The sequence below is a fragment of the Acinetobacter johnsonii CIP 64.6 genome (genome assembly GCF_000368045.1).
In the GTDB taxonomy this organism is placed as follows: domain Bacteria; phylum Pseudomonadota; class Gammaproteobacteria; order Pseudomonadales; family Moraxellaceae; genus Acinetobacter; species Acinetobacter johnsonii.
Window position 1 is genome coordinate 13,856 of sequence record NZ_KB849234.1, and the last position, 13,840, is coordinate 27,695.

The following is a 13,840-nucleotide window of genomic DNA, read 5'->3' on the forward strand; positions in this document are numbered from 1 at the left end:
CATGTAGACATAAGGAGCGGAACTTGTTTAATTGGTCTTTTCCTCAAGTTCAGGCATCGGTGCAATATACGCAATTACCAACATTACCAAACCTGCACCTAAAAATGAAATCACGCGGGTGAGTGTCCCAATGTGAGATAAGTCAAACAAAACCAATTTCAGCGTCACCAAAACTAAAATACAGCCACCAAAAATCCACAATGAACGCAAGTTGCGTTTGGTTGCCGTCAGCATGCAAATGAAAGCCAAACTGACCCAAAGCAAAGTAAAGCTCAGTTGCACCAAGGCGTTTTCCCACATTTCCCAGTCATTATAGGGTGTTAGGAAATAGACATGAAACGCACGTAGCACCACATAACTACTGAGCCAAAGTAGACTCGACATCATCAAAATGGCACCCAGACTTTTTTCCAAACCCGCTTTCATTTGTAAATTCAGCATCCAAATGAAACCGATCAGCATCGCAATACTGACCAAGTCAAATGGGTTGAAAATGGGTAACCAGTATCCTGCAAAAGCTTGTTGGCTAAAGATCTGAGAACACACGATCCAAAACAACATGAGCACTAAGGTATTGCGTGCCTGCCAAAACTGTCTCCATCGTGTTTGAATCTGTTGTGTATAACACCATGCTGCAAAGGTCAGCGGTAAAATAACCATGCTCAAATACGGCATACTTGGAATGAGGGTTAAGCTGGTCAGCGCTAAACTCAGTAAAGCCCCCAAACTCACCCACTCCTGTTCATCCTCTACGCCCTGTAACGGGCGAAGCCACAACAATGTGAGCAATCCGCTCGTTAAAGCAAAGAATAGGCGGTCTAAACCAGACTGCCAAATAATGATGCCATCATGGCTCAAGCCCACCAAGAAAATGAAGGCAACGGCATAGAGCGGAATCAGGCCAATCCATTTGGGTAATAACCATGACCAACTGGCTTTGCGGTAGAGCAACCATTCATTCAGTACTGTATATAAAAGCACGATGATCAGTAGCGCCATCGTCACCTGACTTTTACTGTCGATTTCATCCAAAAGTAAAATAAACAACATGCTGGTTGCTGAAAGCAGTTGTAAGCAAAAAAAGGCAATGGTGGCAAAAGACAACTGTTGTCTAAAGCGCTCTACACTGTTGGCAACAGCAACCACAGCAAAATAACTCAGACACAGCGCCCAATAGACTTCCGTTGGAAAACGATTAAGCTCCACCACATAGTACAGACTTGAGAGCCCTGCCACGGCCAGTAAGCCCATCGCCAAATAACGACTCAGGGCGGAATTTCGATATAAGGCATACATAAAGATCAGTGCACCCTCAACACTCCAACCCACCACACCCCACTGATCAGGCAGCAAAATAGGGGGAATCAGCGCCAAGAAGACCAAAGTCAGACTGAGATAACTTTGCGCAATCAGCTCAACGCTATGGGCTCTTTTTAGCAGTTGATAAAGCATGGCATAGAGCGCTGCAAAGCCTAGACTAAAGCCTGCCTGCCAAATTGTTTCCTCAAAATACATTACATACAAAAAAGCAAAAGCAACAATGGGTGCAGCAAAAATCAAAGCCACATCTAAGATCGGTTTCAACTTAAACTGAGTTAAATCCTCACGCGCCAATAGTTGACTATAACGAAAACTCAACCAAATAAAGACCGCACTATGTGCCAAAACCAACACGGCCAGCATGTCTCGCTCTGACGCTTTACCCTGGTAAAAGGCATAAGCGCCACCTACGACCACCGTCATTAAAAAGGCAATTTGGTTGAGGACTTTCCACGGCCTGAACGTGCTTAAAACCGCGACCGCAATATTAATGACCAAATAATAGGCTACCAACTCTATCGCAGTGGCATTCCGTACAGGCAAGGTAAAAGGCGCCAAATATGCAATGATCATCGCCATCAACGCCAGCTCAATCGACTGTTGTTTTAAACTGAGCCAAAGTGTAAGCGCCATCACCACCACAAAGCACAGACTTGCAATCGCTAAACTTGCAATCACACCATTGTAGTAAGCAAAAAACAAAGTCAAAAATAAACCTGACAGTCCAAGTGCTTCCAAAGCCAAAGCAAAACTGCGGTTCTTTTGTAGGAGTGCGCAACCAAAGACCACAACGCCCACACTTACCGAAGCAACGAGGCTAAGCTTTACCGCGAGACTCAACTGCCAATGTTCGGTGGCAAAGCGTAATAATAAAATAAGCCCAATCAGCAGTATCACAATCGCAACTTTTAAGACAGGATTGCCCTGCCAAAGCCAGCGTTTCACTTGCTCACTGAGACTTAAATCATCTGTATTGTTTAGAGTAGTGGGTAAAGAGGGAGCGTTTTCAGATTCTGGGAATCGGTCAGATATCACCTGATGTGGCTGTGCTTGCACGGATAACAATAGATATTCTAAACGACGCAACCATCGAAAGAAAAAGAACAACCAACCACTGATCCCCAATCCAATGAGCCCACCCCATTGCCCCACCATGCCGACTAAAATGACGAAAGCAGCAAGGTAAAGCGGCACTTTTGACGTTGGCTGGAAAGTAATGTCCCGTTGTTCCGCCAAGGTCGTACTGGGGTGTTCAATACTATCAACATAGTGCATAACACTCATGATCAAAGCAATTCCACACAATGCACTCAACAGCGGTACAGCCAGAAACCATGCTGCAATAGCAACAATCGTGAGCCCCATCAACCACATCATGCGAATTTCACGCTGTCCAGTTTGCATCCGTTCTCAATCTCTTTTTCTCATCTTCAAATAATACATCAGCTTGTAGTGCATCTTTAAGCGCATAACCGTAACCATCTATGCCAATCGGTACATCAATACACTTTGTTCTGCGTCAAAATCACGTACAATAAACGGGTTATTTGGATAAGGAATCTTGCAATGCCACCATTTGTCTTGGTCGATGGCTCATACTTTTTATTTCGTGCTTTTCATGCTTTGCCACCGCTCACCACGTCAACTGGCTTACATACCAATGCAATTCGTGGGGCAATTTCTGCCATCCAAAAACTGATGCGTCGTACCCAGCCAACACATATGGCAGTCATTTTTGATACACCAGAACCAACTTTTCGTCATGTGCTGTCGCCGATTTATAAAGGTGACCGCCCAAGTATGCCTGAGGAATTATCAGAGCAAATTCCATATTTGCATGCCTTAATTCGTGCTTTGGGTATCCCCTTATACATGCTCCCAGGTGCAGAAGCAGATGACATCATCGGGACTTTAGCCAAACGTGCGGAAGCCGCGGGACAGCAAGTGCTGATTTCCACAGGCGATAAAGACATGGCACAGTTGGTGACCGATAAAGTCACCTTAGAAGACAGCTTTAAAGACAAGCCGATGGATGTAAATGGCGTGTTTGAAAAGTTTGGGGTGTGGCCAAACCAAATTATTGACTATCTGACTTTAATGGGCGATGCCTCTGACGGCATTATGGGTGTTCCGGGTGTCGGGGCTAAAACCGCAGCAAAACTATTAACAGAATATGGCTCGATTGGTGGCATTTTAGAAAATGTCGATAAAATTAAAGGCAAAGTTGGTCAAAACATCAAAGAACATGCCGATGGAATTGCTCTAGATCACCAATTGGCAAGTATTGTCTGTGACTTAGAGACAGGATTGACCTTTGACGATCTTAAACTCCAAGATCCGAATACCGAAGCCTTGCGTTCACTGTATACCGAGCTTGAATTCCGCCAGCAGTTACAATCGCTCGATCATCCAAACAATCCCAATAGCGCAACCTACAAACAAGCGACGCAACACATTGCCAAATCAGCGCAGTCTGAAACTGTCATCAATACAGAAGATCAGGCCGTTCAAAGCAGTGTCGATGACCAACTGGGTCAAGCGAATTACCATACTGTGCTCAGTGCAGAACAGTGGACTCAATTATTCAAACGTTTAAATACAGAAAAACGCTTTGCCTTTGATACCGAAACCACCAGTTTAGACTATCGCGTAGCGCAAATTGTTGGTTTCTCGGTCGCGTTCGATGCGCAAGATGCGTATTACGTTCCACTTGCGCATGATTATGAAAATGCACCTGCGCAGTTAGATCGTGAACAGATCTTGGCGCAAATTAAACCTATTTTAGAAGATGGGTCGGTTCAGAAAATCGGTCATCATTTGAAATACGATGCACATGTCTTAGAAAATCATGGCATTGAGCTAAAAGGCTGGTATTTCGATACCATGTTGGCATCTTATGTACTCAATGCTGTGGCGACTCGTCACGGGATGGATGATGTTTCACGCCTCTACCTCAGCCACTTAACCACCACTTTTGAACAGGTGGCGGGTAAAGGCGCAAAACAGAAAACCTTTAACCAAATTGAGATCGAAACCGCCGCACACTATGCGGCTGAAGATGCACACGTGACCTATCGCCTGTTTGAAGTGCTCGATGCCAAACTACAAAAGCATCCCGAACTGGTCAATATTTTGCACAATGTCGAAATGCCAGTTGCCCGCGTCCTGACCATCATGGAAGAAAACGGCATTGAATTGGATCTAAGCTTTCTTGACCAACTCGGTGTTGAGTTTGCCAATACCATGGCCAATCTTGAAAGCCAAATTACCGAATTGGCTGGACAAAGTTTCAATGTCAGTTCGCCTAAGCAAGTTGGTGAAATTCTGTTTGATAAACTCGGACTTAAGGGCGGCAAAAAAACCGCAACAGGTCAGTACAGTACCTCTGAAAGTGTTTTAGAAAAGATTGACCACCCAATTACCGAGCTAATTTTGGACTATCGCGGTTTATCGAAACTAAAAAGTACCTATACCGATGGCTTATTAAAACAAGCCAACAGTGATACCCATCGTGTGCATACCAGCTACCACCAAGCACTGACCGCAACTGGTCGTTTGTCTTCGACCGACCCCAACTTACAGAACATTCCTGTGCGTGAGGAAATTGGCCGTCAAATTCGTAAAGCCTTTATTGCACCACAAGGTCGCGTGCTCTTGGCAGCCGATTATTCACAAATTGAACTGCGTTTAATGGCGCATTTCTCACAAGATGAAGCCTTGGTCGATGCCTTTAATCATGGGCAAGATGTACACCGTCGTACAGCGGCTGAAGTCTTAGGTGTCGCACTTGAAGATGTCACGTCAGACCAACGTCGTCAGGCCAAAGCCGTCAATTTCGGTCTACTCTACGGCATGTCTGAGTTTGGCTTAACCCGTCAACTCGGTTTTAGCCGTGAAGAATCGCGTGGCTATATTGCGAAATACTTCCAGCGTTATCCGGGCGTGCTCGACTATATGGAACGTACCCGTCAAATTGCACGTGAACAAGGTTTTGTCGAAACCATTTTAGGCCGTCGATTGTATACGCCCGATATTATGGCAAGCAATAAAATGATCAAACAAGCGGCCGAACGTGCCGCAATTAATGCACCGCTGCAAGGTTCTGCTGCGGACATTATTAAAATGGCGATGATTGCTGTTGATCAAATGCTGCCTAAAGATCAAGCCAAAATGCTACTACAAGTACACGATGAATTGGTTTTTGAAGTCGATGAAAGTATTGCGGATGAACTGGCTTCGAAACTGGCAGACGTGATGCAGTCTGTTTTGCAGATTTCTGTGCCATTGTTGGTTGAAGTCGGCAAAGGTCGAAACTGGGATGAAGCCCACTAAAACATTTGAGCCTTTCTCCTAGGAGAAAGGCTGGTATGGAGGTCATTTGCTTCCTAGAAGAAATATCAACGTCTTCACCTGAAAATTTCAACCACAAAAAAAGGACTCACAATCGAGTCCTTTTTATTCGCTACAATCTTATAAACCAGTGAGCAGAACAATCGCCACTTCATTCATAATCATTTCAGCAATATACAACGCCAAGAACGCTACGATTGGAGAAAGATCAATCATGCCCATATTGGGCAATAAACGGCGAAACGGGGCCAATAATGGTTCGGCAAGCTCTTGAATCACTTCGATATAAGGTGAGCGTGACTGCGTAAACATCACCACCCAACTTAAAATAATCGTTGCAAAAATCAGGTAACGACAGAAACGAATCAAGTCCTGAATCATGGTCACAAAAGTTAAAATGACCAAATGCACAGGACTATTCGGCATCGCTCCAGAGAGATACATGACGCCAAAAATTTTCAGTAAGTACAATAAAACCAAAAGCACTAAAGCCGCTGAGTTAACGCGGCCTTTCGCTACATTTGGAAAAATACGACCAAACATATCCACAATTTTTGTGGCTTTTACGGTCGACATCACCACTGGGTTATAAAAGTTAACCGCTGCCAACTGCATGAGAAAGCGGAAGAACACCAGTAAAATGGCAACGTTAATAATGATGCCAAAAATTAGCGCAGAGTTTGCACCCATACTTGAACTTTCCTAAATAAAACGATTATTTGCTACTTTCACTCAGCTCTTGAGCAAGTTCCTGACTGCGCTTTTGAGCAGCAGCCAATGCAGCTTGGATATTTTGTGAAATTTGTGCACGATCAAACACTTCAAGTGCCGCTTGGGTTGTACCATTCGGTGAAGTGACATTTTTACGCAATTCAGCTGGTGTATTTGAGCTCGTGATTGCCATTTGTGCCGCACCCAATGCCGTTTGCAACGTCAATGCCGTTGCTACTTTTTCATCTAGACCGAGGTTTTTACCTGCACGGATCATGCTTTCCATCATATAGAAGAAATACGCAGGACCTGAACCAGACACCGCAGTCACAGCATCAATTTGCGCTTCCTCGCCTACCCATAAAGTCAAGCCTGTTGCAGCAAGTACTTGGCTCGCCAAATCACGGTCTTCTTTATCTACAGCCTCAGTGGCATATAAACCATGCGCACCTGTTTGTACTAAAGCAGGCGTATTTGGCATCACACGAACAATACGATTACTGCCAGCTAATGCAGCAATCGTTGCAATTTCAGCACCCGCAACAATCGAAATAATCAACTTACCGTCAAACAAACCGTTTAATGGTTTTAAAACATTGGCTAAAACTTGAGGTTTAACCGCTAAGACCACGACATCGGCTTCACGAATAGCAGATGCGTTATCCTCAGTCACCACCAAGTCTTTTTCAGCCAATAAATGACGAACTTGTTCAACAGGATCAGAAACCGTAATGCGAGTTGAAGGTAAACCACGTGAAATCAAGCCACCAATGAGGGCTTGAGCCATGTTACCACCGCCGATAAAACAAATATTACGATTCAACACTGCGCTCATGATTATTTCTCTATCCTGAATTTTTTAACTAAGCGATTAAATTTGGTTGCCATCCACCCGCTTCACAATAAGCCGACTCGACCAACCAAAATCCTTTAGGCGTAAAAACACCAAGCATAACATTATCTATGCTTAATATTTGTATTGTATGACGTTGCCACGGAAAAATTTGTGCGCTCTGAATGGCTTTTTTCAACGGCCATGCCCCAACACGTCCATACAAATGCAATTTTTCTCCACCTAAACGTGGTTTTATCTGTAAAGGCTGCTCTAATAATGCAGAAGACAGTCCATATTTTTGTGTTTCAATGCGAAATTGCCCTGAAGCCAATGCATAAGCTTGATTTAAACTAAACCGTTGCTCAATTGACTCAATCGTCTGAAATTGTTCCGCCAAATACTCGGCTTTACTGACACGAAAGAGCTGTTGTTGATAGCGCACATAATAATATTGGTTCCAATGCAATGCGGCTTGAGCATCCACTTTGGATTCAATCACTTCATCAAACAAGCGTTGCACCATATCAAAAGCGGGGCGATATAAATCCTCACCTTTCATCCAAGCGGACAACAACTGTCGCTGTCTCGGTGCAGATAACTGACGAAATGGGGTTAAATTTAAAACCGCAGCATTCCCGCAACTGGCCCAATCTTGTGCCAACACATCAGCCAAAATCGTTTCGGCATCTTGCATCAAATAACTGGTGCGTGCCAAAGCTTGCTGCATTTTCGGAAAGCGTTTTTCTAAGATTGGCCACAATTCAGCTCGGCACCATGCCCGATCATAACTGGTATCAAAATTGGTTTGGTCTTGAATATTTCTCAGCTGCATCTCAGCGGCCCACAGCTCAATTTGCTGTCTGGACAAAGCCAATAGAGGGCGCCAAATTGTAAATTTCTCTCGTATATCGATGCTTTGCATGGCAGCAAGTCCATGAATCCCCGCACCAGAGAGTAAACGGAGTAAAACGGTTTCGGCTTGATCTTGTTGATGATGGGCGAGAACTAAAATTTCATTGGCAAGAAGATGCTTCTGAAAGGCCGCATAACGTGCACTACGTGCTTGGCTTTCTACATTGCCTGTATCAACATCCACCGCTTGAATCACACATGGGACATCCAAGACATAGCATTGTTCTTGAACAAAGCTACCCCACTGCGGACTAACATCCTGCAATTGATGATCAATATAGATGGCGCGAATGCGCTTGGGAAATAAATGAGACATCAAATGGAGTAGCAGCATGGAATCCATGCCACCACTACATCCGATTAAAAAATGAGGCTGTTCAGGCGTATCCTGAAACTCAGTTAAGACACTAGCCCTAAATTGTCGCTGCCAAACTTCATTAAACGTTGGTAACGTGCTTCGCATCGTTCATTCGCATCCATTGGTTGCAACTCAGCCAATGCATCTTTTAAAACGGTTTTTAAAGCATGCATGACTTGTTCTGGGTTGAGATGAGCGCCTTCACCTTCATCGACCACATATTCAACAATACCAATTTTCTGTAGTTTTTCAGCAGTCAAGGCCAAAGCTTCGCTGGCTTGCTCTGCTTTTTCAGCTGTTTTCCATAAAATAGACGCACAGCCTTCAGGTGAAATGACTGAATAAATACTATGGGATAACATCACCACACGGTCAGCCACACCAATACCCAGTGCACCGCCTGAACCGCCTTCACCGAGTACAGTTGCAATGACAGGCACTTTCAAGCTTGAAAGTTGTGCCAAAGACGTTGCAATTGCTTCAGCCTGACCACGTTCTTCTGCACCCACACCTGGATATGCACCCATGGTATCAATAAAGGTAAAGACGGGTAGATTAAAACGTTCAGCCATATCGAGTAAACGTTGTGATTTACGGTAACCTTCTGGGTTACTCATACCAAAGTTATGTTGTAACTTTTCACGCGTACTACGACCACGGTGTTGACCCACAATCATGACTGGCTGACCTTCAAAGCGAGCTAATCCACCGATCATTGCACCATCATCACCAAATAAGCGATCACCATGCAAAGCATCAAATTCGGTAAAAATTTCACTCACATAATCTAAAAATTGCGGACGCTCAGGATGACGTGCAATTTGAACCGTCGTCCATGCTTTGGATTGCGCAGCTTTATTCTTCATAGCTCAACCATAAATCCCTAATTGACCAATTTATTCATCGACAAATTGTTCTGATTGGATATCCAGCTCAACATCCCAATGCTTAAATTGCGCTTGCTCATCATGCAAGTCTGCAACCAGCAAAGGCCATTGCGCGGCATTACCAGAAACACTCAGCTGCCATTGTTGCGCATTGCCTACTGTTAATTCAATGGCAGGAAGCATCTGATCGCTACGACTATGATTGAGTAAAACAGCAAGGCGAAGTAACAAACACAGATAGACTAATTTGTTGCCGCCGACTTTCATCACATCGACACGCGCGTCACTACGCAGCTTACGACGATGATGTGCTACCAAATGCGATAGATGGTTTTGATCGATTTGCGAGAAGCCCGCAATGTCTGAATGTTGCAATAAATATGCACCATGACGATGGTAGCCCGCATGACTAATCGCTAAACCAATTTCATGCAGATAAGCTGCACGACGCAGTAAATCACTGTCTTCTGTGGTTAATTTTAGTGAATCCGCCACACCATCAAACAAATGCTGAGCCATGTTCACGACCCGTTCAGCTTGTTTTGGATCGGCGTTATAGCGTCCCATTAACGCTTGTACAGAACGATCTCGAATATCTTCATGTTGAAAACGTCCCAGCAAGTCGTACATCACCCCTTCACGCAGGGCACCATCCGAATACACCAGTTTATCCAGTTCAAGTACATCGAAAATGGCATAAAGTATAGCGATTCCGGCTGGCAAAACTGCTCGACGGTCTTCTTTTAGGCCATCAAATTCCATCTCAGCGACATGTTTATATTTGAGCAATTTTTCTTTGAGCTTATCTAAACCGTCACGGGTGAGTTCTTCTTTTTCATTACTCCAACCCATATTCACGGTAATTTGACGACACGCTTTAATGGTTCCACTCGAACCGACCACCGTATCCCAACCCGCTTCTTTATAGGTATTGGCAATACCAGACAGCTCCTTACGCGCTGCTACCACAGCTTTATCAAAACTTTTTTGGTTAATTTCACCGTCGACAAAGAAGGCTTTTGTAAATGCTACACAGCCCATTTGTAAAGATTCGGTATGAATGGGCTCAAATTCTTCACCAATAATCAGCTCTGTCGACCCCCCACCAATATCAATCACAAGGCGGCGCCCACTGTTTACCATGGTATGAGATACACCCAAATAAATCAGTCGAGCCTCTTCACGACCTGCAATAATTTCGATGTGCTTCGGCAAAATTTCTGCCGCTTTTTGAATAAATTCATGTCCATTTTTGGCTTGGCGTAGCGCATTGGTCGCCACAATTCTTAAACGATTCGGCTGAACCGAACCTAAGCGTCCGACAAAGCGAGATAAACAGGCCAAACCACGCTGCTGTGCGGCTTCTGTTAAGTTTTTATTTTCATCTAAACCCGCTGCTAACTGTACTTTTTCTGACATTGACGCAACTTTTTTCACTTCACCATGGTCCACTCGCGCAATCGCTAAGTGGAAGCTGTTCGACCCCATATCGATGGCAGCAAGTAACTCTTCATCAATCAAAAAATCAGACATGATTTAATATAAACCTATACAGAATTGTGCTTAGATTAATTCACCTCCATGCAATTTAAAAGCCATTTATAGTCAGAAATTGACGAGCTTTTAAAATTTCGGCATATATGACAATTGTGTTACACGATCAGTAACATCGTGAGCTTCAATTAGACAAATTCAAACTAAAGGTTGAAAATTTAGTAATCCATCTACTCAGTGATAGCAGGCTATGACATACTAATAGCCATAAAACTATCCAAAAATTGAAACTGGAGCTATCCATGTCTGGCAATATCGTAAATACAACTGATACAAACTTCGACGCTGATGTACTTCAATCAGACGTTCCTGTGCTTGTTGACTTCTGGGCAGGCTGGTGTGCGCCATGTAAAGCAATTGCACCTGTATTAGAAGTATTGGCGAACGAATACGAAGGTAAAGTGAAGATTGTTAAAGTTGACGTGACTTCTTGCGAAGCAACGGCTGTGAACTATAACATCCGTAACATTCCTGCATTACTCATGTTCAAAAATGGTGAAGTTGTTGCTCAACAAGTGGGCGCTGCACCAAAATCGAAATTGACTGCTTTCATTGAAGAAAACATTTAAGCATCCGTTTAGATTGAAAATGAAATACGCTGTCTAAACAACAGCGTATTTTTTTCGGCTATAAATTGACAAGTCTGTCTTTCTCTCTTATATTGCATGATCAAGAGATAAAGGATTATTCAATCCTGTCATTTTCTTAAAAGACACAACACATAAGATCGCCGCTCGGCAATACAAATTGTTTTGACACGTTTCTCTTCAAACAATGAATCAGTCCTCTGAATTGTTATAGTTCAAATACAATTGCGTTACTTCATTGCATGTCTGCGGCTAAATGTTGCTTCCTTTTCATCCTGTAATTTAGAATTTTTGATTCTTATCTGACCTCCTATGAATTTAACCGAACTCAAGAAAAAACCGATTGGCGAACTCATCAAAATTGCTGAATTTATGGGCCTCGAAGGAATGGCTCGTAACCGTAAGCAAGACATTATTTTTGCCATCTTAAAGCGCCATGCGATGAATGGCGAAGAGATCTTTGGGGATGGCGTTTTGGAAATTCTGTCAGATGGCTTCGGCTTCTTACGCTCTGCAGCAGGTTCTTACCTTGCAGGCCCAGATGACATTTATGTTAGCCCATCTCAAATTCGTCGTTTCAATCTACGTACTGGTGACACCATTACGGGAACCATTCGCCCACCCAAAGAAGGCGAACGTTACTTTGCACTGTTAAAAGTGAACCAAATTAACTACGACACTCCAGAAAACTCACGTAACAAAATCTTGTTTGAAAACTTAACACCACTTTTCCCAACTGAGCAATTGGTGATGGAACTTGGTAACGGGACGACAGAAGATTTAACCGCACGTGTAGTTGACTTGGTTGCACCTATCGGTAAAGGCCAACGTTCAATTATCGTAGCGCCGCCAAAAGCGGGTAAAACCATGTTGTTACAAAACATCGCTCAGTCGATCGTGCGTAACAACCCAGAGTGTTTCCTGATCGTTCTTCTCATTGACGAACGTCCTGAAGAAGTGACGGAAATGGAACGTACTGTTCGTGGTGAAGTCATTGCGTCAACGTTTGATGAATCTCCTGCTCGTCACGTTCAAGTGGCTGAAATGGTGATTGAAAAAGCAAAACGTTTGGTTGAGCACAAGAAAGATGTTGTGATTCTGCTCGACTCCATTACCCGTTTAGCACGTGCTTACAACACCGTTGTGCCTTCATCTGGTAAGGTTTTAACTGGTGGTGTGGATGCACATGCGCTGGAACGCCCTAAGCGTTTCTTCGGTGCAGCACGTAATATTGAAGAAGGTGGCTCACTAACCATCATTTCTACAGCTCTGATTGAAACAGGCAGTAAAATGGATGAAGTGATCTACGAAGAGTTTAAGGGTACAGGTAACCAAGAAATTACACTGGATCGCCGTATTGCGGAAAAACGTGTCTTCCCTGCGATGAATATCAAAAAGTCGGGCACCCGTCGCGAAGAGCGCTTAATGTCTGAAGACAATCTACGTAAAGTTTGGATTTTACGTAAGTTACTTCATACCCAAGATGAACTTGCAGCAATGGAGTTCCTACTTGATCGCATGAAAGAAACTAAAACCAACGATGATTTCTTTGATCAAATGAAGCGTAAAGCGACCAGCTAATCCGACCTGCTTCACCTAAAAAGGCTGTCTTAACGACAGCCTTTTTATTTGGTTGACTTAGCTTACACAAAGCAACATTTCATCCGATTCTCTGTAAACTTATTTGCAAGTTTTTGATAAACAAAAATTTGAAATAAAAAACCTTCATCTTTTTAAATGTTTATTCAGTACTTCTCCAATACAAACCTCATCATTGATTGTTATTTTCTGTTAAAAAAGCCCTGTTTTTAGACCTTTTTTATCACTTTTTTCATCCCAGCTAGTAGCAATTCAAAATGCGCAGTGATAGCATATTTGCAGACCAGTTAGGCTGCTCCTGCATTGTTAGTCCCTAGCAAAATTAGGAACAATAAAAGCACACAACAGACTAACGTCGGTTTTTTTTAATCTCATATTTTAGAGAGTGATGCCATGTTATTCAAAAAAATTGCTATTGCTGCTGCAGTTGCTACTACTTTAGCTTTCGTTGGCTGTGCTAAGAAAGAAGAAGCTCCTGCTGCTGAAGCTGCATCTGAAGTTGCTGCTGCATCTGAAGCTGTTGAAGCTGCATCTGAAGTTGCTGTAGACGCTGCTGCTGCTGCTTCTGAAGCTACTGTTGCTGCATCTGAAGCTGTTGAAGCTGTTGAAGCTGCCGCTTCTGAAGCTGCTCACTAATCCTTTAGATTAGTCAGTAAAAAAGAGAGCCCTTGGCTCTCTTTTTTTACGCTCAAAATTTATCAAAAAACGACATTCCATTATCTGGCAA

At 43.4% G+C, this 13,840-nt stretch carries 10 protein-coding genes; 4 read left to right on the top strand and 6 right to left on the bottom strand.

All coding sequences use genetic code 11. The features are described from left to right. Window positions 1-27 precede the first annotated feature (27 nt). Entirely contained in the window at window positions 28-2,724 is a 2,697-nt protein-coding gene (locus tag F986_RS03495; protein WP_004692252.1) for a DUF2339 domain-containing protein, read from the bottom strand. A 162-nt stretch (window positions 2,725-2,886) separates the two neighbouring features. On the opposite strand from F986_RS03495, the gene polA reads away from it, so the two are divergent. Next, window positions 2,887-5,652, top strand: coding sequence for a DNA polymerase I (polA, locus tag F986_RS03500; RefSeq protein ID WP_004692253.1), 2,766 nt, complete (start codon window positions 2,887-2,889; stop codon window positions 5,650-5,652). A 138-nt stretch (window positions 5,653-5,790) separates the two neighbouring features. Here polA and F986_RS03505 read toward each other — a convergent pair whose 3' ends face one another. Genes F986_RS03505 through ppx form a run of 5 tightly spaced genes read right to left on the bottom strand, consistent with a single transcriptional unit; the run spans window position 5,791 to window position 10,906 of the window. Then, window positions 5,791-6,360: a YggT family protein gene (locus F986_RS03505; RefSeq protein ID WP_004692255.1), complete on the bottom strand. Its 570-nt coding sequence runs from the start codon at window positions 6,358-6,360 to the stop codon at window positions 5,791-5,793. Window positions 6,361-6,385: 25 nt separating this feature from the next. After that, window positions 6,386-7,216 (bottom strand): pyrroline-5-carboxylate reductase, encoded by an 831-nt coding sequence (proC, locus tag F986_RS03510; RefSeq protein WP_004692257.1) that lies wholly within the window; start codon window positions 7,214-7,216, stop codon window positions 6,386-6,388. A gap of 28 nt (window positions 7,217-7,244) precedes the next feature. Further along, window positions 7,245-8,591, bottom strand: coding sequence for a tRNA lysidine(34) synthetase TilS (gene tilS, locus F986_RS03515; RefSeq protein ID WP_026056462.1), 1,347 nt, complete (start codon window positions 8,589-8,591; stop codon window positions 7,245-7,247). Further along, complete coding sequence (locus F986_RS03520) at window positions 8,528-9,352, bottom strand: acetyl-CoA carboxylase carboxyltransferase subunit alpha (RefSeq protein ID WP_004692261.1); 825 nt, start codon at window positions 9,350-9,352, stop codon at window positions 8,528-8,530. The genes tilS and F986_RS03520 overlap by 64 nt, the downstream gene beginning before the upstream one ends. 30 nt (window positions 9,353-9,382) lie before the next feature. Continuing rightward, complete coding sequence (ppx, locus tag F986_RS03525; RefSeq protein WP_004692262.1) at window positions 9,383-10,906, bottom strand: exopolyphosphatase; 1,524 nt, start codon at window positions 10,904-10,906, stop codon at window positions 9,383-9,385. Between the two features lie 263 nt (window positions 10,907-11,169). Here ppx and trxA point away from each other — a divergent pair, with 263 nt between their 5' ends. From trxA to F986_RS03540, 3 genes are all read left to right on the top strand, one after another. Next, a complete protein-coding gene (gene trxA / locus F986_RS03530; RefSeq protein ID WP_004692264.1) occupies window positions 11,170-11,496 on the top strand; it encodes a thioredoxin in 327 nt (108 codons plus the stop codon). Between the two features lie 330 nt (window positions 11,497-11,826). Then, entirely contained in the window at window positions 11,827-13,095 is a 1,269-nt protein-coding gene (gene rho, locus F986_RS03535; RefSeq protein WP_004692266.1) for a transcription termination factor Rho, read from the top strand. 411 nt (window positions 13,096-13,506) lie between these two features. Then, on the top strand, window positions 13,507-13,749 hold the full coding sequence (locus tag F986_RS03540) for a hypothetical protein (protein ID WP_004692268.1): 243 nt from the start codon (window positions 13,507-13,509) through the stop codon (window positions 13,747-13,749). The last annotated feature ends 91 nt before the right edge of the window (window positions 13,750-13,840 follow it).